This is a genomic window from Stenotrophomonas sp. 22385 (assembly GCF_052045085.1).
Lineage (GTDB): Bacteria > Pseudomonadota > Gammaproteobacteria > Xanthomonadales > Xanthomonadaceae > Stenotrophomonas.
This window is the reverse complement of the sequence record NZ_JBQEOG010000005.1, coordinates 199,514-220,922: the sequence shown is the minus strand read 5'-3', so window position 1 is coordinate 220,922 and position 21,409 is coordinate 199,514. Positions and strand designations below refer to the sequence as shown.

Genomic DNA, 21,409 nt, shown 5'->3' with positions numbered 1-21,409 from the left:
GCGGAAAGGACGGGCCATCAACGTTGCGCCACGTCCGGCGTGGCTGGATCGATTGTATCGATCCAAACCCGCTCCGCAATCAGACCAATGGCACTGCCAGGGATGCGCAGAGCATCGAGATCGCCGTACGCGACGCTCCTCCGCGAGTCGCTTCATCCCCCGCAGATCGTAGAGCCACGCCCTGCGTGGCTCCCCGATGTCCAGTGCCCCAGCCACGCAGGGCGTGGCTCTACCTTGCGTTTTTGACGTAGGTGTCGAACCAGTTGAGCATTTCCGACACCAGCTGCTCGTTGGATTCCAGCGCGGTATACCAGTGCGGCTCGTTGGGCAGCATCACCAGCCGGGTGATCCCGCCGTTGCCGCGGATCGCCTGGTACAGCTTGCGCGACTGGAACGGTTCGGTACCCGGGTTGGCATCATCCTCGCCGTGGACCAGCAGCAGCGGCAGCTTGATCTTGTCCGCATAGAAGAACGGCGAGGCCTTCAGGTACACGTCCTGCGCCTGCCACACCGAGCGCCGCTCGTTCTGGAAGCCGAACGGGGTGAAGGTCTTGTTGTACGAACCGCTGGTGGCTACGCCAGCCTTGAACAGGTTGGTGTGCGCGATCAGGTTGGCGGTCATCAGGCCGCCATGGCTGTGCCCGGTGACGCCGATCCGGTTGCGGTCCACCACGCCCAGGTCCACCGCCTTGTCGACTGCGGCCTTGGCATCGGCTTCAAGCTGCTCCAGGTAAGTGTCGTAGGCGTTCTTCGGATCACCCACGATCGGGAACGCGGCGTTGTCGATGATCGCGTAGCCGGCCAGCAGCATCAGTCGGTACGGCGCCAGGCGGGTGAAGGTCTGCTGCGACCCGGAGACCTGCCCGGCCTGCGCCGCATTGGCGAAGTCGGCCGGGTACGCGTACAGGATCGCCGGCACGCGCTGGCCTTCCTGGTAGCCCGGCGGGGTGTACAGGGTGAACGACAGATCCACGCCGTCGGCGCGCCTGTAGGTGACCAGGCGCTTCTTGATCTGGCGCACTTCGGGGGTCGGGTCGGTGAGCGTGGTCAACGCGGTGGCGGTGGAGGCGTATTGGGCCTCGCCGTCTCTTGCGGTGGCAGCGCGCTCACCCTGCTGGCGCACGAACGCATTCGGCGGGTCCATCACCGACTGGTGCCAGGTCAGGTAGCGGCCCGGGGTGGCGGTCAGGCCCAACACCTGCTCATAGGCGTCGGCGTCACTGCGGAACAGGCGCTCGGTCTTGAGCGAGTCCAGGTCCAGGCGGTCGAGGAACGGACGGTCGCCCTGCGGCGAACTGCCCTGCCCGCGCAGGAACACGAAGCGGCCGTCCTGGCGTACCACCGGCGCGCCGTTGGGCAGGCGCTTGAACACCAGGTTGCCCGGGTCGGCGTACAGCTCGTCGCTGGACAGGTCCCAGAGCAGGCGGCCTTCTTTCCCGGGCTGGTCGACATCGACGATGCGGGTCTGCCGCCAGTGGCGGTTCTCATCGTTTTCGAACAGGAACGACACCGCCGGATCCGCGCTCCAGGCAATGCCTTCGAAGCGCTGCGCGGTCCGCGCGATTTCCTGCGGTTTTGCGGAGAACGGTGCCTTCAGCGCCAGCACGCGGTCGCGGTGCGGCACGGTCACTTTCCAGTCGCCCTTGTCCAGCGCTTCGGCATAGACCAGCGTGGCCGGCTCGGTGGAGCGCCAATCGAAATCGCGCGGGCCTTCGGGCACGCCGTGCACCGGCACGCGGTCGGCCAGCGGCAGGCTGGCGATCGGCGTGCTGCGGCCCGTGCCGAGGTCGACCACCGCCACGTCATTGGCGAAACGCTGGTAAGTCACCGCGTGCGAGAACGGCGCCTTGAGGGTTTCGGTGAGTACATGCACGCCATCGGGCGCTGCATTGACTTCGTTGTACAGCGCCGGCGCGCCGATGGCGCGCACGCTGCCGGCGCTGGCGTCCACCACGGCCAGCTGCGAGGCACCGTAGTACGCGAACAGGGCTTCGTCATGCGCGCTGGTCAGGGTGTCGCGGGCTTCGTAGGTGCTGCTCTCGCCGCTGCTGCCCAGCGATTCCTGCACGTCCGGGCCACCGCGACCGTTGCCGCTGGTCGGCGCCGGGCCCTGGTTGGCCGGCACGGTCTTGACCAGCAGCTGCTGGCCGCCGCCCAGCCACTGCACGGTGTAACCGAAGATGGGATTGAGCTGCACGCCCGGGATCTGCTTGACCTGGCCGGTCTGCGCATCACCGACCCACAGCTGCACCGAGGTATCTACTGCGTTCTGGAACGCGAAGTGGCTGCCATCGGCCGACCACTGCGCCACGCCGGCACAGCCCTGTGGCAGCACCACTTTGGTGGTGCGGGCGGTGCCGACATCGACCAGCGAGAAGTCCGCGACGCAGGCCGGAATGCCGTAGCCGCCCTGGGTATCGTGGCGACTGCGGTTCTTCGGCTCCAGCCGCACGCCGGCCAGCTTCAGGTACGGCTGGGCCACGCGCTCGATCGACGGATAGGTCTGCAGCGTGGTCAGCAGCAGCCGCTGCCCGCTCGGGTCCAGGCTGGGCTGCGGCGGTGGCGGCGCCTTGAGGACCTTGAGCAGCTGCTCCGGTGGCTTGGCGTAATCGGCGAATGCCGGTGCAGCAAGGCAGAGCGCGGCCGCGGCAACGGCCGTGGCAAGACAGGTACGACGGATGAGCATCCAGATCCCCTTGAAGGTGTGGGTCCCGGCGGCGCACATGTCGCCGGCATGCCCCTGAATCTAGCACCGGGGGCTGTGCCGGGAATGGGCCGAAAGCACTGGATGTGCGTTCGGGCTGCGTTGGCCAATGCGGTAAAGTGGCGCCGTTCGTTCCATCACTGGATGCCCCTTGCGTACCGTCCACGCGCTTCGTTACATCACCCCGCTCCGCGAAGGCGGCTCGCTGCCCGCCGTGGTCGAGACCGACGACGATGGCATGGTCGTGCTCAAGTTCCGGGGCGCCGGCCAGGGCCCGAAGGCGTTGATTGCCGAACTGATTGCCGGCGAGCTGGCACGCACGCTGGGCCTGCCGATTCCGGAGATCGTGTTCGTCGAGCTTGACCGCGAGTTCGCACGCACCGAGCCGGACCCGGAAATCCAGGACCTGATCCGCGCCAGCGAAGGCCTCAACCTGGGCAGCGATTACCTGCCCGGCGCGATCAACTATGACGTGGCGGCGATGCCGGTGGATGCCGACCTCGCCTCGCGGATCGTGTGGTTCGATGCCTTCACCAGCAATGTGGACCGCACCGCACGCAACCCGAACCTGATGGTGTGGCACCGCAAGCTGTACCTGATCGACCACGGTGCGGCGATGTACTTCCACCACGATTGGGCCAATGCGGGCGAAGCCTGCGAAAAGCCCTTCGTGCTGATCCGCGACCAGGTACTGCTGTCGTTCGCCACGAAAATCGCCGAGGTGGATGGTGAGATGGCGGCGCGGCTGCCGGATGCGGAGATTGAACGCATCGTCGCGCTGGTGCCGGACAGCTGGCTGGTGGGAGAACCGGCGTTCGACAGCCCGGTGGCGTATCGCCAGGCGTATGTCGATTACCTCAAGCGCCGCCTGCAGGCACGCGCCGCGTTCGTACAGGAGGCCATCCGTGCCCACGCTGCACACGTATGACTATGCGGTCATCCGCGTGGTACCGCGGGTGGAACGCGAAGAGTTCATCAACGTAGGAGTGATCGTTTCCTGTCCGGGTGCCCGACACCTGCAGGCGGCGATCGAGATCGATCCGGCGCGGATGCAGGCATTCGCGCCGTCGCTCGACCTCGAAGCGCTGCAGCCCTGGCTGGATGCCATCGTGGCGATCTGCAGGGGCGACGCAACCGCAGGCCCCATCGCGCAGCTGCCGGCGCGCGCGCGGTTCCATTTCCTCACCGCCAAGCGCAGTTCGGTGGTGCAGATGTCCAGCACGCATGTGGGACGCACCGCAGATCCCGAGGGCGTGGTGGAGCACCTGATGCGGAAGATGGTGCGGGTGGTGTGATTACCGGGGTGTTGCCGGCTGTTTCGGCAACGCATAGGCCATCACGTAATCGCCGGCCGGGGTTTCCATGAAATGGTGGCCGCCGGCCATGATCACCACGTATTGGCGGCCGGCGTATTCGTAGACCATCGGGTTGGCCTGGCCACCGGCCGGCAGCTTGGCGTGCCACAGCTCCTTTCCGGTCTTCAGGTCGATGGCGCGCAGCAGGTCGTCGGTGGCGGCCGCGATGAAGATCAAGCCGCTGGCGGTGACCGCCGAGCCGCCGTTGTTCGGCGTACCGATCTCGATGGGCAGGCCGGAGCGGATGCCGAACGGTCCATTGCCACGCGCACTGCCGAACGGGCGGTCCCATAGCAGCTGGCCCGTGCGTAGGTCGATCGCGCGGATGCCCCCATACGGCGGCTGCTTGCACAGCAGCTTGGTGAACGGCAGCCGCCAGCCGGCGTTGACGTCGATGGCATACGGGGTGCCGGTCTGCGGATCCCCTGCCCCTTCAGCGCCGCCGCGGTCGGCACGCACCTGCTCACGCGGCACCCAGCCCTTGCGGTCCGCTTCGGCGCGCGGCACCAGCCGGTTGTAGTTGGGCATGTCGTTGTAGTTGGCCACGATCACGCCATGGCGCGGATCCACCGCGACGCTGCCCCAGTCCGAACCGCCGTTGTAGCCCGGGTACTCGATGGAATGGCGGTCAGCCGTTGGCGGCGTATAGAACCCTTGATAACTGGCCCTGCGGAACTGGATGCGACACACCAGCTGGTCGATCGGGGTGATGCCCCACATGTCGCGCTCGGTCAGGTCGGGCTTGCGCAGCGTGTGGTACAGCGAGAATCGCTGGGTCGGCGCACGTTGTTCGGGCTCTACCCCGCCGCCGGGCACCGCGCGCTCTTCCGACGGCGTCAGCAGCGCGCCGGTGCGCCGGTCCAGCACGTACAGATCGCCCTGCTTGGTCGGCAGCAGGATCGCCGCCACCTTGCCGGCGGCGGTCGGGAAATCAATCAATGTGGCCTGCGAGCCCAGGTCGTAATCCCAGACATCCTTGCGCACTGCCTGGAAGTTCCAGACCGGTTTGCCGGTGGCCACGTCCAACGCCACCAGCGAGGTCGCATAGCGGTTCTGGTTTTCGGTGCGCGAACCGCTCCAGTAGTCGCCGGCCGAATTGCCCATTGGCAGGTACACCAGCCCCAGCTGCTCATCGCCGGTGGCAGTGGTCCACATGTTGGGGGTGCCGCGCGTGTAGGTCTGGCCCTGCGGTGGCAGTCCGCTGCGGTCGGGTGCATCCATGTCCCACGCCCAGCGCAGCTTGCCGGTCTGTGCGTCGTAGGCCTGGATGACCCCGGAGGGGGCATCGCGGCGCTGTCCGTCCAGCACCTGGTGGCCGGTGACGATCACCCCGCGCACGATCGCCGGCGGCGAGGTAATGGAGACATAGCCCGGTGGCACCTCGCCCATGCCCAGGGTGATGTCGACCTGGCCGTTGTTGCCGAAGCCCGGGCACGGCCGGCCGGTGGCGGCGTCGACCGCGATCAGGCGCCCATCCAGCGTGCCTTCGATGATGCGTGCCGCGCACAGCGCGCGGTTGCCCGGCGCCAGCGGCCGGGTGCCCAGGCTGGGCGGCGGTTCGGGCAGTGCCAGGTCGGCGGCGACGTCGGCCAGTACGGGGTCAACCTGCGGCACGCCGGGCACTTCGTAGTAGGCCACCCCCCGGCACGCGGCCGTGTAGGGAATCGAAGCATCCTTCACCTTGGGATTGAAGCGCCAGCGTTCCTTGCCGGTTGCCGCGTCCAGCGCGATCAGCTGGTTGCGCGCGGTGCACAGGTACAGGCTGTCGCCCACCTTCAGCGGGGTGGTCTCGGCGCCCCAGCGCTTCTTCGGCAGGTCGCCGGTGCGGAACTGCCAGGCCAGCTCAAGCTCGCTGACATTGGCCGGGGTGATCTGCTGCAGCGGTGAATAGCGCGTGCCGGCGTTGCTGCGGCCCCAGGCGGTCCAGTCGCCCGGGGCGGGCTGGTCGGCCGGGTGCGGGCTGGCCTCACGGGTCGGGGCCAGCCCGGTACCGGCGGCATCGACCGGGAATGCGTGCGCACCGGCCACCGCGCCGTGCGGGACGAAGGCCAGGGTGAAAGCCACCGCGAATATCAGGCCCAGCACCCCGGCCAGGGTGCGGGAGACGCGCCGCGGCACCGGCGTGCGCAGGGTCGGCAACAGCAGCGCGAGCAGGAAACCCAGTGCGGTGATCGTGCCCAGGCGCGGCACCCAGCGCCAGTAGTCACTGCCCGATTCCCACCACGTCCAGCCGAAGGTGCCGACGAACACCAGCAGGTACACCCAGGCGCCGCTGCGACGGTTGCCCCACAGCAGCACGCCGGATGCCAGCAGGCCAAGGCCGGCCAGTGCGTAGTACCAGGAGCCGCCGAGCTGGACCAGCCAGATGCCGAGGCCGCCGAGCACCAGACCCAGCAGCAGCAGGAGGATGGCGAGCACGGTGATGAGTGGATGGCGCGCGGGCACCTCCACGATCGGATCGGACGACGGCGCAGCGGACATCGGCATCTCCCCGGGACGGCAGAACCTTGTGCCGGCCTCCCCGCTGGCCGGCTTCTCCGCTTATGCCAGCGTGGGTGTGAATGCCGTGCGTTCTTTGCGCGCCCCGAAACGGACAACGCCGGCACTGGGCCGGCGTTGTCCGTTCTACCTTGCGATGTCGATCAACCCTGTGGGGTGTCGTCGCCGACTGCCGTTTCCGGAGCGGCCACGGTCGGCGTTGCCGCCGTATCGACCTCATCCTCGACATCGTCGATGGACGCATCCATCCGCTCCACCGCCTGCAGCTTCTCGTCCTTGGACAGGCGGATCAGGGTCACGCCCTGGGTGTTGCGGCCCACGCGCGAGATTTCCGAGCCACGGGTGCGCACCAGGGTGCCGCCGTCGGAGATCAGCAGGACCTCGTCGCGCGAACCCATCAGCACCGCACTGACCAGCTTGCCGTTGCGCTCCGTGGTCTGGATACCGATCACACCCTGGGTACCACGGCCCTTGCGCGGGTAATCCGGCAGCGGGGTGCGCTTGCCGTAGCCGTTCTCGGTTGCGGTCAGGATGTACAGCATGCTGTCGTCGTCGCCACCTTCGATCACGGCGTCGCCGTTCTCGACCGTGGTCTCTTCCACCTGCACGTCGTCGTCGCTCTCGTCCTCGCTGCCGCCGGCACGTTCGGCCACGATCAGGCTGACCACTTCCTCGCCCTTGGGCATCTTGATACCACGCACGCCGGTGGCGGTACGGCCCATCGAGCGGACGCGGTCTTCGCCGAAGCGCACGGTCTTGCCGTTGGAGGCGAACAGCAGGATGTCGCGATCGCCGTCGGTCAGACCGACGCCGACCAGCGCGTCACCTTCGTCGAGGTTGATCGCGATCTTGCCCCGCGCCAGGCGGAACGCGAACTCGCTGAGCGGGGTTTTCTTGACGGTGCCGTTGCGGGTGGCGAAGAACACGAACTGGCCTTCGGCATACTCGCGTACCGGCAGCACCGCCTGCACCCGCTCACCGGATTCAAGCGGAATCCAGTTGATGATCGGGCGCCCGCGCGCATTCGAGCCGGCTTCGGGCAGCTGGTGCACCGGCAGCCAGAACACCTTGCCCGAGCTGGTGAAGGTCAGCAGCGTGTCGTGCGTGTTGACCAGCCACAGCTGTTCGATGAAATCCTCTTCCTTGGTCGACGCCGCACTGCGGCCGCGGCCGCCACGACGCTGGGCGCGGTAGGCGCTGACCGGCTGGCGCTTGACGTAGCCGGCGTGCGACACGGTAACCACCACGTCTTCCGGTGCGATCAGGTCCAGGATGTCCAGGTCTTCTTCGCTGTGGCGGATCTCGGTGCGGCGTTCGTCGCCGAACTCGGTGCGCACGTTGACCAGCTCTTCGCGGATGACCTGCAGCAGGCGGTCGGGATCTTCCAGGATGTGGATCAACCCGGCGATGGTTTCCAGCAGCTGCTTGTACTCTTCGGTCAGGCGGTCCTGCTCCAGCCCGGTCAGGCGGTGCAGGCGCATTTCCAGGATCTGGGTGGCCTGGATCTCGGTCAGCTGGTAGCCGCCCTCGATCAGGCCCACGCCCTTGGGCAGGTCTTCCGGCCGCGAGGTTTCCGCACCGGCCGCGCCCAGCATCGAACCGACCAGGCCCGGCTCCCACAGGCGCGCGAGCATGCGCTCGCGGGCTTCGTTGGGATTGGGCGAGGTCTTGATCAGTTCGATCATCTCGTCGATGTTGGCCAGCGCAACGGTCAGGCCTTCCAGCACATGGGCACGGGCGCGCGCCTTGCGCAGCTCGAACACGGTGCGGCGGGTGACCACTTCGCGGCGGTGGCGCACGAAGGCCTCGAGCATCTGTTTGAGGTTCATCAACTGCGGGCGGCCATCGACCAGCGCCACCATGTTGATGCCGAACACCGATTCCATCTGGGTCTGCTGGTAGAGGTTGTTCAACACAACTTCCGCCGACTCGCCGCGCTTGATCTCGATGTAGATGCGCATGCCGTCCTTGTCGGACTCATCGCGCAGCTCGCTGATGCCCTCGAGCTTCTTTTCCTTTACCAGCTCGGCGATCTTTTCGATCAACCGGGCCTTGTTCACCTGGTACGGGATCTCGGTGACGATGATCGATTCGCGGCCGTTGTCGGCCACTTCGATATCGGCCTTGGCGCGGATGCGCACCCGGCCACGACCGGTGCGGTAGCCGGCGACGATGCCGGCGGTACCGTTGATGATGCCGGCGGTGGGGAAATCCGGGCCCGGGATGTACTCCATCAGGCCGTCGACGTCGATCTCGGGGTTCTCGATCAGCGCGATGCAGGCGTTGATCGCTTCGGTCAGGTTGTGCGGCGGGATGTTGGTCGCCATGCCCACCGCGATACCGGCCGAGCCGTTGACCAGCAGGTTCGGGAACCGGGTCGGCATGACCGTCGGCTCCAGTTCCTTTTCGTCGTAGTTGGGCTGGAAATCGACGGTTTCCTTGTCGATGTCCGCCATCAGCTCATGGGTGAGCCGCGACATGCGCGCTTCGGTGTAACGCATCGCCGCGGCGGAGTCGCCGTCGACCGAACCGAAGTTACCCTGGCCGTCCACCAGCATGTAGCGCAGCGAGAACGGCTGCGCCATGCGCACCAGGGTGTCGTACACCGACTGGTCGCCATGCGGGTGGTACTTGCCGATGACGTCACCGACGATACGCGCCGACTTGTAGTAAGGCTTGTTGCTGTGCGCGTTCAGCTCGTTCATCGCGTACAGCACGCGGCGATGCACCGGCTTGAGGCCATCGCGCGCATCCGGGAGGGCGCGCCCCACGATCACGCTCATGGCGTAATCGAGGTAGCTCTTGCGCATCTCGTCTTCCAGGTTGACCTGGATGATTTCCTTGGCGTTTTCTGCCATTCGGGTTCCGTTGTCTGGTAGCGGTCCAGTCCGTCGCGCCGGCCCTTGCGGGGCGGCGGCGCCGGAATCTCGATTAACTGACGGAGTCTACCACAACAGGGGCCTGATATCCCGTTTTTACAGGGCTTTTACCCGCGAGAATCAGATACTTACGGGGTAGTTGGGCGGAGACCGACGGCGTACCGGCCAACGGTCGGTACCTGCCCCGGGTGGATCAACCGAATGCAGCCTTCATGTTGGCGACCGTCGGGTTCAGGATCACGCCCTTCTCGGTCACGATGGCGTCGATCAGCGCGCCCGGGGTGACGTCGAACACCGGATTCCACGCGGCAATGCCTTCGGCCACGGTGCGGGTGCCGCCCACGCCGTACAGCTCGCCCGGGTCGCGCTGCTCGATCTCGATCTGGTCGCCGTCAGCAGTGTCCATGTCCACCGTGGACGACGGTGCCACGACCATGAACTTCACTCCGTGGTGGCGGGCCGCGATGGCCAGCTGGTAGGTGCCGATCTTGTTGGCGGTATCGCCGTTCGCGCAGATCCGGTCGGCGCCGACGACCACCCACTGCACAGCGCCTGTCTTCATCAGGTGCGAGGCGGCCGAATCGGCGATCAGGGTGGCCTCGATACCATCCTGCTGCAGCTCCCAGACGGTCAGGCGCGCTCCCTGCAGCCACGGCCGGGTTTCGCCGGCAAACACCCGGGCGATGCGGTGCTGGGCCATCCCGGCGCGGATCACGCCCAGTGCAGTGCCGAAGCCGGCCGTGGCCAGCGAACCGGTGTTGCAGTGGGTGAGCACGCCGCTGCCGGCGTCGATCAGGCCTGCCCCCAGCGCGCCCATGTGGCGGTTCGCGGCCAGGTCCTCCTCGGCGATCGCCTGTGCTTCACGGGCCAGCACCTGCGCCCAGTCTGCACCGGCAGTCGCCAGGGCGCGGCGCATGCGCGCCAGTGCCCAGGCCAGGTTGACAGCGGTCGGGCGTGATGCGTTCAGGCGCTGCAGCGCCGGTTCCAGCCTGGCCAGCGCCTGCGCGCCGTCGTCGGCCTGCACCTGCTGGGCCGCCAGCACCACACCCCAGGCGGCGGCGATGCCGATGGCCGGCGCGCCGCGCACGGTGAGCGCATGGATGGCGGCAGCCACCGCGTCGCTGTCACGGCATTCCACATGCTCCACCACGAACGGCAGCTTGCGCTGGTCGAGCAGCTGCAGGGCATCACCTGTCCACAGGATCGGACGGATGTGGTCGTAGCGGGCGTAATCGATGTCGGGGGATGCGTTCATCCCGTCATTGTAACGGGCGCTCAATTCACATGGAATTCGGCGCGGCAGCCGTTGTCGACCCAGACCCCGCGGGCATCCCAGCCCCAATCGCGACCTTCCTCGCAGGGACTGCCAGACAGCTGCTTTACCAGCCTGGCACTCTTGCTGATGCCTGCACCGCAGAAGCGGCGCTGGCGCGACTTGGATTCACAGACCAGACTGCGCGGTACATCAAGGAAACCGCTGCCATCGGCCGCGCCCACTTCGAAATCGCCCTGGCAGCCCCGGGTAACCCACACCTCGTTGCGCTTGACGCCCCAACTGTGGCCTTCCCGGCACGGCATCGCCGACAGCTGGCGCAGCAGCCGCACCGGCGCGCCCTGCAGCATCACCGGGCAGCTCTGCGGGCGACCATTGGATTCGCAACGCAATACCCGGCGCACCTTGCGCTCGCCCCCCGTACCGGCACCGGGGGCGCCACGGCTGCGGAACTCGGCCCGGCAGCCGAGGGTGACCCACACGCCGGTGCGATCGGTGCCCCATTCTGAACCGCGGACGCAGCTGTTGTCGGACAATTGGCGGACGAGGTCGACCCCGTTGGCCACCGGCATGTCGCAATGCACCCATTCCATGTCGCGTGACTGGCAGCGCACCACCTGCCCCGCGTAGCCCGTTTCGGCCCATGCGGACAGCGGAAGGCACGAAGCAATCAGCACCAGCCCCCACGCCGGCAGCCGCCACTTGGACGCGCACGGCATTGGTGCAGCAGCTTCCACCCGATTCATCAACTCCATACCCGCCGCCACTGAACGATCACGTCGCCACCATCCGACATCGGGTGTGATCAGAGCATCATCACGCCACCCGCGCAAGACACTTTCAGGGTGACTTCACTGCCGTCAGGCGTGGGCGAAATCAAACGCGAGCACCTCCGCAATCCGCCCGGTGCGGTTCATCGCCATCAGCAGGCGATCCACGCCTACCGCAACACCCGCACAATCGGGAAGCGTGGGCAATGCGTCGAGCAGGCGCTCATCCAGCGGCGGCAATACGGCGCCACGTGCCTGCCGCACTGCGTGGTCGCGCAGGAAGCGGGCGCGTTGCTCGCCCGCATCGTTCAGCTCGTGATAGCCGTTGGCCAACTCGACCGCGCCCAGGTACAGCTCGAAGCGTTCGGCAAGCGCGGGCGTGCCCGGTCGCACGCGCGCCAACGCGGCCTGGCTGGCTGGCCAGTCGTGCACCACCGTCATCTGGTCGTCACCAAAGGCGGGCTGGATGACGTGCGTCATCAGCAGATCCAGCCAGTCATCACGGGTCAGTCCGCCGGCATCGATGCGTACCCCCGCCAGCGGCGCCTGCAGCGCTTCCAGGCTGGCCTCGAACGGATCCAGTCCCACGTGCGTCCGGTACAGGCTGCGATAATCGAGCACCCGCAGTGTCGCGTCGCGCCCGACCTGTGCGAGCGCTGCACGCACCAGCGCCGCCGTTTCGTCGATCAGACGGTGGTGGTCCCAACCCACCCGATACCACTCCAGCATGGTGAACTCGGGGTTGTGGCGGCCGCCCGCTTCACCGTTGCGGAATACCCGGCCCAGTTCGTAGCAGTCGCCCACGCCGGCGGCGAGCAGCCGCTTGAGCGGGTACTCCGGCGAGGTACGCAGCCACCGCTGCGCGCTGCCTGCATCGACATGGCCGCTGAAGCGGGTGTGGAAACTGTCGATGTTGGGCTCTGTGTTGCCGGCCTCCGAGAGGATCGGCGTTTCCACTTCCAGCACGTTGCGTTCGGCAAAGAAGGCGCGGATCAGCGCGTTGAGTGCCGCACGCTGGCGCAGCGCGGCGATCACGCGCGCGCGTCCCGCAGGCGGTCGGCCAGCTGCAGGGTGAGCAGGCTGCGGGTGTCATCGACATAGCCGGTGGCCAGGTACAGCCGGCGCGCCAGCTCGTTGTGGTGGTTCACCTCCAGCCGCATGCGCTCCACCCCGCGCGCGTTGGCACGCTGTTCGAGGATGGCCAACGCCTGCTTGCCCAGGCCGCGGCCACGTGCGGCGTGGCTGAGGTACAGCTCGTCCAGCAGCGCGAAATGACCGCCCTGCTCGAGGCTGAAGCCCATGGCCAGCGCGGCGTGGCCCACCACTTCACCGGTTTCGGACAACCACAGCAGCACTTCGCCGTTGCGCGGATCTTCCAGCAGGGCGGCCAGCGCGCGGCGCACGCGCGCTTCGTCGAAGTCCAGCTGGTCTTCGGCGTAGAACTCGCGCATCAGGCCGACCACCAGTTCGGTGTCGGCGACGGTGGCGAGGCGGAAATCGAGGGGGGTCGTCTGCATGGTGATGTGATCCGTGGTGTTGCGCTACCGGCTGTGTCAATGCGCGGCGAGATAGGCGACCAGGCGGTCTTCGTCCCAGACATCGATGCCCAGTTCGGTGGCCTTGGTGAGTTTGGAGCCCGCTTCGGTGCCGGCGACCACGAACGAGGTCTTCTTCGAGACGCTGCCGGCCACTTTGGCGCCAAGCGCTTCCAGGCGCTCCTTGGCTTCGTCTCGGGTCATCTGGGCCAGCGTTCCGGTGAGCACCACGGTCTGCCCCTCAAGCGGCCCTTCGCTTTGGCCGGTCGCTTCCGGGGCGCGCTCCAGCAAGGTGCGCCGATACGCGTCGGCCTTGAGCAGCATCGGCCCATGCCCTTCGCGGTCAAGCCAGTCGGCCACGCCCAGTGCCACTTCATTGGGCAGACCGGCCGCGACCAACTGCACCGGTTCGGCATCCAGAACGCTGGCGGCATCGGGCAGCATGGCCGCCAGTTTCTCCGCGCGCAGGCGCGTGATTCCGGGAATTTCCGCCTCGACCAGCAGCTGTGCGAAATCCAGCCCATCGCGCAGCTTGGCGCTGGGCGGGTGGGCATCGCTGATGCGCACCTGGCCGACCTGCAGCAGGGCGTCGATCGCTTCCTGGTTGCCCGGTTGTTCGAAGAAATGGCCGAGCGAACGGGCCACCTCGCCGCCGATATCCGGGACGCGCTTGAACAGCGGCCAAGGCAGGTGCCGGATCAGCTCCAGGTCACCGAACCAGGTGGCCAGCGCCTTGGCGGTGCTTTCGCCCACGTGTTCGATGCCCAGCGCGAAAAGAAGCCGTTCCAGCGTAGTGGTGCGGCTGGCATCGATCGCGGCGACCAGGTTGTCGGCCCAGCGGGTGGCGATTTTCTTCGTGTTCCAGTTGAAGGTTGCTTCCAGCGCCAGGGCACGGGCACGCCAGCGCTCATCGGATGCGTCCAGTGCCAGCACATCACGCAGGTACTGACCACTGCCGTCGGGCGGCAGGTGCAAGCCGATCTGGTTGGCCAATGCCTGCGGAGATTCAGCATCCAGCACCAGTTTCAGCTGCAGCAGCTGGTCGCGCGTGATCCGGTACAGGTCGGCCACGCCACGCACGATGCCTGCATCGACCAGGGTTTCAATGTACTTGCCCCCCAGTCCATCGATGTCCATCGCACGCCGCGAAGCGAAGTGCGCGATGGCTTCCTTGCGTTGCGCCGGGCAGCTCAGCTCGCCCGAGCAGCGCCATGCCGCTGCGCCTTCCTCGCGCACGATCTCCGAGCCGCACACCGGGCACCGCGTCGGCATGCGCCATGGCGAGGTGCCGGTCGGGCGACGGTCGGCGATGACGCTCACTACTTCGGGAATCACATCACCGGCGCGACGTACGATCACCGTGTCGCCCACCCGCACGTCCAGCCGTGCGATCTGGTCGGCGTTGTGCAGCGTGGCATTGGAGACGATCACCCCGGCCACGGCGACAGGGTGCAGGCGCGCTACCGGTGTGGCCGCGCCGGTACGGCCGATCTGGATTTCGATGGCTTCGACCGTGGTGGTCTGTTCCTGTGCAGGGAACTTGTGCGCGATGGCCCAGCGCGGGGCGCGCGCTACGAAGCCCATCTGTTCCTGGCCGGCACGATCATCGAGCTTGTAGACCACGCCGTCGATATCGAACGCCAGGCCATCCCGACGCTGCCCGATGTCACGGTAATAGGCCAGCAGGCCGTCACTGCCCTCCACCACCTGGCACAGATCGCTGACCGGAAAACCCCACGCCTTGAGCTGGGCCAGCGTGGCCGAATGGGTCGGTGGCAGCTCGCCGCCCTGAACCTCACCCGTGCCGTAAGCGTAGAAGCTGAGCTTGCGGCGCGCACTCATCTTCGGATCAAGCTGGCGCAGCGAGCCGGCTGCAGCATTGCGGGGATTGGCCAGCACCTTGCCTTCGTGCAGGCGCGCCTCGGCGTTGTAGGCTTCGAAATCGGCACGGGCCATGTAGACCTCGCCGCGCACCTCCAGCACCTGCGGCCAGCCACTGCCCTGCAGCGTGTGCGGGATCACCTTGATCTGACGCAGGTTCGCGCTGACGTCCTCACCGGTTGTGCCGTCGCCGCGGGTGGCGCCCTGCACGAACCGGCCGCCTTCGTAGCGCAGGCTGATGGCCAGGCCGTCGAGCTTGGGCTCGGCCGAGAAGCGCAGGGTGTGTCGGCGCAGGCGCTCGCCGATACGGCGCACGAAATCCTGTACTTCCTCGTCGCTGAAGGCGTTGCCCAGCGACAGCATCGGCACCGCGTGGCGCACCTCGGCAAAGCGCGAGGCCGCCCTGCCCCCTACCCGCTGGGTGGGCGACCCGGCATCGACCAGCTCCGGGTGGGCCTGTTCCAGGGCTTCCAGATCGCGCACCAGGCGGTCGTACTCGGCGTCCGGAATCAGCTGCTCATCGCGATCGTAGTAAGCCTTGCCGGCCTCCTCGATCTGGCGACGCAGGATCTCGGCACGTTGGGCGGGACTGGGGCTCATGCGACAGGCATCCTGGAAGGGCTGTGAATTCTAGGTGCTGCCGTCGGCGACCACCACCGGCGCGGTGCTGGAGGCGTCGGCAGGCACGTTCCTGCGTAAGCGCCGCGTCCGGATCCGACGATCTACCGCCGGATTGGCTTGCCGACCCGGAGCGCTGGCGCTAGCGTGCCGGAATTGTCCCGCCTTCGGTGTTCCCGTGATGTCATCGACCGTCTCGTCCCGCCGTTCCTTCCTGCAGCTGGCTGGTACCGGCCTGGCCGTGTCCGGCCTTGGCCTTGGCCCGGCAGACGCGCGCCCCGTGCTGCCCGCCCGCGCGGCTGCGGTCGGTCCGGTACTGCTCAACTTCAACGAAAGCCCGTACGGTCCGGCGCCTGCCGCGCAGGCTGCTGCCCGCGCCATCGTGGCCGACAGCGGGCGCTACCTGTTCGCGCTGGCGGGCGAGCTGCGCGATGCGTTCGCGCAGCAGGAAGGCCTGGCCACGGATCGCGTGCGGCTGTTCCCCGGCTCCAGCGAACCGCTGAACCGTGCCGCCGTGGTCTGGACATCGGCCAGCGCCGGGCTGGTTATGGCCGACCCGACCTTCGAAAGCCTCGGTGACCTTGCCGCTGCGCGCGGTGCCACGGTGGTGAAGGTGCCGCTGCGTGCCGACGGTGCGCACGATGTGCGGGCGATGGTCGATGCGGCCAGGCGGGTCAACGCCGGGCTGCTGTACCTGTGCAACCCCAACAACCCCACCGGTTCGATCACCCCGGCCGCCGACATTGCCTGGCTGCTCGCAAACAAGCCGGCGCAGACACGCCTGCTGGTGGATGAGGCCTACCTGCAGTTCAGCACGCAGCGCTCGGTGATCGCGCAGGTGATGCAGCGCGATGATGTGGTCGTGCTGCGCACGTTTTCCAAGCTGTACGGCATGGCCGGGTTGCGCCTGGGCGTGGCCGCCGCCCATCCGGACCGGCTGCGCGAACTGGCCAGCCTGGGCGACAACCCGCTGCCGGTGACGGCCCTGGCGGCAGGGCTGGCGAGCCTGCGTGCGCCGGGCCTGGTCGAGCAGCGGCGCGAGCAGAACACCCGGGTGCGGCAGGCCACGGTGCAGTGGTTGGAAAAGCGCGGTTTCCGCTGCCTGCCGACAGAGGCGAACTGCTTCATGGTCGATGTACAGCGCGATGGCGCGGCGTTCACCAAGGCGATGGCCGAACGTGGCGTCATCATCGGCCGCAGCTGGCCGATCTGGCCGCAGGTAGTGCGCGTCAGCGTGGGCACCGAAGCGGAGATGGCCGCGTTCCGCGAAGCATTCGCAGCGGTAGTTGGATTGAACGGGTGACGTGACGGTTGGGTGGGCCCCGACGTTTCCCCGCGCCGGTTACCAGCGCGGGGCTTTGGTCAGCGGCGGGGCCTGGTGCTGGCGGTCGTAGGCACGCAGCTCGTCACGGATGTGCGCGATGCGCTGGCGGCCGAGGCTCGCCTTGCTGTCGTCGAGAACGACGGCATCGAGCAGTTCGCCCATGCGCTCTACCGTCGGCAGCATCTTTTCCCAGGCATCCAACGCGGTCATCGGCGCTGGCAGGGTCAGGAAAAAGGCAATGGCCGGGGTTTGCATCTCCCGGATGGTGGCCATGTCGAAGCTGCCCGGCTTCATGATGCTGGCCATGGAGAAGATCGGGCCACGTTCGGGATGGCCTTCCACCAGCCGGTGGAACACGTTCATGTGACCGAACACCAGGCCGGTCTTTTCGGCGGCCACCACGATGTCTTCGCCGCGCAGCATCTCGCCGGCGCGGGCCGCCACGAACAGCGACACAATCTTGTCGAAATCCTGGGTGGCGCGCTTGCCCAGGTCGCTGGCCGGACTGGCATCCACCTCGGGCAGGCCCAGCTCGGCCTGGGTCACGGCATCTTCGTCGGTGAACCCGCTGCCGGCAGCGCCGGCCTGCTGTTCGCCCAGCAGCGGTTCGCGGCGCTGGCCTGCATTACCTTCGGCGCCTTCCAGGCGGCGGCCCTGCGATTTTTTCCGCGGGCGGCCAAACAGGAAGATCGCAGCGATCAGCAGCAGGCCGGCGGCCAGGATGCCGATGCGGAGCATTGCCATGTCGGACATTCTAGGGGTCTCCAGCTAAATACGTTCAGGTAAGCATGGCACGTCAGGCCGCGCCCGCCAATCGTGCCGCCTCTTCAAGGTCCACGCTGACCAGGCGGCTGACGCCCGGTTCGCGCATGGTCACGCCCGAGAGCTGGTGCGCCGCTTCCATCGTGGCCTTGTTGTGGCTCACGAACAGGAACTGCACCTTCTCGCTCATTTCCTTGACCATGTTGGCCAGGCGGCCCACGTTGGCTTCATCCAATGGCGCGTCCACTTCGTCCAGCAGGCAGAACGGCGCCGGGTTGAGCTGGAAGATCGCAAACACCAGCGCCACCGCAGTCATCGCCTTCTCGCCACCGGACAGCAGCGAGATACTGGACACCCGCTTGCCAGGCGGGCGCGCCATGATGGTCACACCCGTGTCGAGAAGGTCTTCACCGGTCAGTTCCAGGTAGGCATGGCCACCGCCGAACAGGCGCGGATACAGCTGCTGGACACCGGCATTGACCCGGTCGAAGGTGTCCTTGAAGCGGCCGCGCGTTTCGCGGTCGATCTTGCGGATGGCGTCTTCGAGGGTTTCCAGCGCGGTGGTCAGGTCGGTGTTCTGCGCATCGAGATACTCCGAGCGCTGCGAGGCCTCGCCGTATTCCTGGATGGCGGCCAGGTTGACCGGCTCCAGCCGGCGCATGCGGCCGTCGATCTGATGAACGGCCTGTTCCCAGTCGCTGACACGGGCGTCTTCGGGCAGGGTGTTGATCACGTCCTGCAGCACGAAACCGGCCTTTTCAACCGACGCGGTGAGCTGCTCGGCACTGAGCACCAGCGCCTGCTGGTCGAGTTTGCGCTGCGAAATACGCTCGCGCTGGGCAAGGGCCTGTTCGTCACGCTGGTGGCGGGTCTGTTCGAAGGTGCGTAGTTCGGCGTCGATGCCTTCCAGCAGGGCGCGCGCTTCGCCAAGCACGCGGTCGGCGCGCACGCGCTCGCCCAGTGCGTTCTGGTGCTCGGCTTGCAGCGCCTGCACGGGCGAATCGCCGTCGTCGAGCTGCGAATGCAGTTCCCCCAGGCGCGAGTCGAGCTGGCCACGCTGGGTGCTCATGCGCTCCAGGGCCTGGCTCAGGGAGGCCACCTGGGTACGCTGCGATTCGAGAGTCAAGGCGAGCGAGTGCGAACTCTCGCGCACGCTGCGCGCCGCTTCGCGTGCGCGGTCGCGGGCTTCGCCGAGCTGGCGCCGTTCGTTTTCCAGCGCCTGGCGGACCGATTCGAGGTCGCCCATGCTGTTGACCACGTCGTCCAGGCGCGCCCGTGCTTCGCGCACCTGCTCGCGACTGGCATCCAGGTTCTCCAGCAGCTGCGAAAGTTCGCCCTCGATGCGGTCGATGCGGTTGCGGGCGGCTTCGACCTTGCCCTGCTGACTCTGCAGCTGGCCACCCAGTTCGGAGACGCTGCGGTGGGCCACGTACAACTGGCGCTGGGCGTCTTCGCGCTGCTGTTCACCGGCCAGCAACTGGTCACGGAACCCGGCAAGGCGGCTTTCCAGCTCGGCTTCACGCTCCTGCAGGGTATCGATCTGTTCACGCAGGCTGACGATCTCGCGTTCGCGCAGCAGCGCGCCCTGCTTGGCCGCGCCCGAGCGCGACACGCGCACCCAGCCTTCGCCCAGGCGCTCGCCGCCACGGGTAATCACCGAATCGCCTTCGCCCAGCGAGGGCAGCAGAGCCCGCGCCTGTTCCAGGTCCTCGGCGGCGTGCAGTCGGGCCAGTAGGCGCCGGATCGCAGTGGGACCCTCTACCTTGGCCGCCAGCGAGGTCGGGACGACCTGCAGCGGACGCTGATCGGCGGCTACCAGGGCAATGCGACCGTCACCGAGTTCGGCCAACGCAGCTACCAGCTGTTCGGGAGCATCGACCAGCACGCCCTCGATCAGCTGGCCGAGCGCGCTTTCCACGGCGTTTTCCCAACCGCTCTCGACCGTGAGGCGTTCACCCACGCGCGCGCCAGAATCCAGCCCATGCTGTTTGAGCCAGGCCACTGCCGCGCCCTGCTCCTGGCCGAGCGCGGCCTGCTGCAGGGTTTCCAGGGAGGACAAGCGGCCGCGCGCGGCCTGGGCCTGCTTGCGGATCTCCGCCAGCTCGGTCTGACCGGCACGCTGGCGGTCCTGCAGGCCGGCCACGGCTTCCTTGCGCGCTTCCACCTGCTCGGTGAGGCCGTCCAGCGACGCCTTCTGGGTTTCGTGCTGGAGCTGCAGCTCTTCAAACACCTGTGCCAGCGCATCCAGGTCCAGGCCGGTGCGCTCAGCGGTGAGGGCTTCGCGGCGTCGATCGGCTTCGAGCACCTGGCGGTCGAGATAGTCGACGCGGGTGCGCTCGACTTCACCGGCACGCGAGGCCTCGGAGGTGGTGCGGGTATGCGCTTCCCAGCGCGCCTGCCAGTCGGCCAGCCGGGCCTCGGCATCGCGTAGGGCTTCCTGCTTGGCTTCGTTCTCTTCCTGCAGCTGTTCCAGCTGCGGCTCGGCCAGCTCGACTGCCTCGCGCAGGACCATCAGCCGGGCTTCGTCGCCGCTGATGTGCTGGCCGAGTTCGGCCAGCGCCTGCTGGGTTTCATCGCGGGCCTTGTGCAGCCGCTGCGACATTTCGCGCTGGTGCTGGATCTGCTGTTCCAACCGGGCCAGGGTGCTGCCGACCTGGTAGACCTCGGCCTGGGCGGTACTCAGGGCGTCGGCAGCCTCTTCGCGGCGCACGCGGCTGGTTTCGATGCGGGCTTCGGCGTCACGCTGTTCGGCAATGATCTGCTGCAGGCGGGTTTCTTCATGGGACAGCGCTTCGCGCAGCCCCCCGAGGCGGGTGTCGAGGTTACGGAATTCGAGTGCCTTCCACTCGGCGTCCTTGACCCGGCGCTCTTCCTGCAGGGTCTGGTACTGCTCAGCCTGGCGCGCCTGGCGCTTGAGGTGTTCGAGTTGCTTGCCGATTTCTTCGCGCAGGTCGTTGAGGCGGTCCAGATTCTCGCGGGTGTGGCGAATGCGGGTTTCGGTTTCCTTGCGGCGCTCCTTGTACTTGGAGATGCCGGCGGCTTCTTCGAGGTACACGCGCAGGTCTTCGGGGCGGGCTTCGATGATCTGGCTGATCATGCCCTGTTCGATGATGGAGTAGCTGCGTGGGCCCAGGCCGGTGCCAAGGAACAGGTCGGTGATGTCGCGGCGGCGGCACTTGGTGCCGTTGAGGTAATAGTTGCTGCTGCCGTCGCGGCTGACGGTGCGCTTGACCGAGATTTCGTTGAACGAGGCGTACTCACCACTGATGGTGTGGTCGGTGTTGTCGAAGATCAGTTCGACGGTCGCTTGCGAGACCGGCTTGCGCGCCGACGAGCCGGAGAAGATCACGTCGGTGAGCGAATCGCCGCGCAGGCGGCTGGCCGAGCTCTCGCCCATGACCCAGCGCACGGCATCGATGATGTTGGACTTGCCACAGCCGTTGGGCCCGACCACGCCGGTCATGTTGGTGGGCAGATGCAGGGTGGTCGGGTCTACGAAGGACTTGAAGCCGGACAACTTGATCGTGGACAGACGCATGGCGTGGTTGGCTTTAGGACAGTCGCGATGGGCCGAGTATAACGGCGCGGGTGTTTTGCGGGCGGTTAGAGGCTTTGGGGCCAAAGCCGATGCCAGAGCAGGAGCAGGAGCCTTGGGCCCGCAGGCTGTCGGTCAGCGGGTCGGGGTGGGCGTGTCCCGAAGGGGGCTGCCCGCCGGCCTTCCCGGCACGGGAAAATTGAAACGCTGCTCTGAGCGCACCCCAAAACAAAAACGGGCACCCTCGCGGGCGCCCGTTTCAGCGATTCCAGCC

13 protein-coding genes are annotated in these 21,409 nt (G+C 67.2%); 3 read left to right on the top strand and 10 right to left on the bottom strand.

From position 1 onward, the window contains the following. Positions 1-229: 229 nt before the first annotated feature. Positions 230-2,686 (bottom strand): prolyl oligopeptidase family serine peptidase, encoded by a 2,457-nt coding sequence (locus tag ACTJI4_RS10940; RefSeq protein ID WP_440869354.1) that lies wholly within the window; start codon positions 2,684-2,686, stop codon positions 230-232. A 169-nt stretch (positions 2,687-2,855) separates the two neighbouring features. Between ACTJI4_RS10940 and ACTJI4_RS10935 the strand changes: the two genes are divergently transcribed. Both ACTJI4_RS10935 and ACTJI4_RS10930 read left to right on the top strand, forming a co-directional pair. Then, on the top strand, positions 2,856-3,632 hold the full coding sequence (locus tag ACTJI4_RS10935; RefSeq protein WP_440869353.1) for a HipA family kinase: 777 nt from the start codon (positions 2,856-2,858) through the stop codon (positions 3,630-3,632). Then, positions 3,610-3,999, top strand: coding sequence for a DUF3037 domain-containing protein (locus ACTJI4_RS10930; RefSeq protein WP_392921682.1), 390 nt, complete (start codon positions 3,610-3,612; stop codon positions 3,997-3,999). Before ACTJI4_RS10935 ends, ACTJI4_RS10930 begins: the two co-directional genes overlap by 23 nt. Here ACTJI4_RS10930 and ACTJI4_RS10925 read toward each other — a convergent pair whose 3' ends face one another. The 7 genes from ACTJI4_RS10925 to ligA all read right to left on the bottom strand — a co-directional run bounded on the left by ACTJI4_RS10925 (position 4,000) and on the right by ligA (position 15,496). Beyond that, positions 4,000-6,540, bottom strand: a complete 2,541-nt coding sequence (locus tag ACTJI4_RS10925; protein ID WP_440869352.1) for a membrane-bound PQQ-dependent dehydrogenase, glucose/quinate/shikimate family — start codon at positions 6,538-6,540, stop codon at positions 4,000-4,002. A 161-nt stretch (positions 6,541-6,701) separates the two neighbouring features. Continuing rightward, positions 6,702-9,416 (bottom strand): DNA gyrase subunit A, encoded by a 2,715-nt coding sequence (gene gyrA, locus ACTJI4_RS10920; RefSeq protein WP_392921677.1) that lies wholly within the window; start codon positions 9,414-9,416, stop codon positions 6,702-6,704. A gap of 214 nt (positions 9,417-9,630) precedes the next feature. After that, entirely contained in the window at positions 9,631-10,692 is a 1,062-nt protein-coding gene (gene mtnA / locus ACTJI4_RS10915) for an S-methyl-5-thioribose-1-phosphate isomerase (RefSeq protein WP_392921674.1), read from the bottom strand. Between the two features lie 20 nt (positions 10,693-10,712). Next, entirely contained in the window at positions 10,713-11,429 is a 717-nt protein-coding gene (locus ACTJI4_RS10910; protein ID WP_440869427.1) for a DUF3011 domain-containing protein, read from the bottom strand. A 141-nt stretch (positions 11,430-11,570) separates the two neighbouring features. Continuing rightward, entirely contained in the window at positions 11,571-12,515 is a 945-nt protein-coding gene (epmA, locus tag ACTJI4_RS10905; protein WP_440869351.1) for an EF-P lysine aminoacylase EpmA, read from the bottom strand. Next, complete coding sequence (locus ACTJI4_RS10900; protein ID WP_392921668.1) at positions 12,512-12,997, bottom strand: GNAT family N-acetyltransferase; 486 nt, start codon at positions 12,995-12,997, stop codon at positions 12,512-12,514. The genes epmA and ACTJI4_RS10900 overlap by 4 nt, the downstream gene beginning before the upstream one ends. A 36-nt stretch (positions 12,998-13,033) precedes the next feature. Further along, positions 13,034-15,496, bottom strand: a complete 2,463-nt coding sequence (ligA, locus tag ACTJI4_RS10895) for an NAD-dependent DNA ligase LigA (protein ID WP_440869350.1) — start codon at positions 15,494-15,496, stop codon at positions 13,034-13,036. A 199-nt stretch (positions 15,497-15,695) separates the two neighbouring features. Between ligA and ACTJI4_RS10890 the strand changes: the two genes are divergently transcribed. After that, a complete protein-coding gene (locus ACTJI4_RS10890; RefSeq protein WP_440869349.1) occupies positions 15,696-16,817 on the top strand; it encodes a pyridoxal phosphate-dependent aminotransferase in 1,122 nt (373 codons plus the stop codon). Between the two features lie 39 nt (positions 16,818-16,856). Here ACTJI4_RS10890 and zipA read toward each other — a convergent pair whose 3' ends face one another. Then, the gene (gene zipA, locus ACTJI4_RS10885; protein ID WP_440869348.1) at positions 16,857-17,591 is read right to left on the bottom strand and encodes a cell division protein ZipA; all 735 of its coding nucleotides are present in this window, start codon (positions 17,589-17,591) and stop codon (positions 16,857-16,859) included. Between the two features lie 43 nt (positions 17,592-17,634). After that, positions 17,635-21,138, bottom strand: a complete 3,504-nt coding sequence (smc, locus tag ACTJI4_RS10880) for a chromosome segregation protein SMC (protein WP_440869347.1) — start codon at positions 21,136-21,138, stop codon at positions 17,635-17,637. Positions 21,139-21,409: the final 271 nt, after the last annotated feature.

What these genes read in the sequence shown, in the direction of transcription:
- ACTJI4_RS10940 (WP_440869354.1), bottom strand. Translation starts at nt 2,686, where the DNA reads ATGCTCATCCGTCGTACCTGTCTTGCCACGGCCGTTGCCGCGGCCGCG.
- mtnA (WP_392921674.1), bottom strand. Translation starts at nt 10,692, where the DNA reads ATGAACGCATCCCCCGACATCGATTACGCCCGCTACGACCACATCCGT.
- zipA (WP_440869348.1), bottom strand. Translation starts at nt 17,591, where the DNA reads ATGTCCGACATGGCAATGCTCCGCATCGGCATCCTGGCCGCCGGCCTG.
- gyrA (WP_392921677.1), bottom strand. Translation starts at nt 9,416, where the DNA reads ATGGCAGAAAACGCCAAGGAAATCATCCAGGTCAACCTGGAAGACGAG.
- smc (WP_440869347.1), bottom strand. Translation starts at nt 21,138, where the DNA reads ATGCGTCTGTCCACGATCAAGTTGTCCGGCTTCAAGTCCTTCGTAGAC.
- ACTJI4_RS10900 (WP_392921668.1), bottom strand. Translation starts at nt 12,997, where the DNA reads ATGCAGACGACCCCCCTCGATTTCCGCCTCGCCACCGTCGCCGACACC.
- ACTJI4_RS10925 (WP_440869352.1), bottom strand. Translation starts at nt 6,540, where the DNA reads ATGTCCGCTGCGCCGTCGTCCGATCCGATCGTGGAGGTGCCCGCGCGC.
- ACTJI4_RS10910 (WP_440869427.1), bottom strand. Translation starts at nt 11,429, where the DNA reads ATGCCGTGCGCGTCCAAGTGGCGGCTGCCGGCGTGGGGGCTGGTGCTG.
- ligA (WP_440869350.1), bottom strand. Translation starts at nt 15,496, where the DNA reads ATGAGCCCCAGTCCCGCCCAACGTGCCGAGATCCTGCGTCGCCAGATC.
- ACTJI4_RS10890 (WP_440869349.1), top strand. Translation starts at nt 15,696, where the DNA reads ATGTCATCGACCGTCTCGTCCCGCCGTTCCTTCCTGCAGCTGGCTGGT.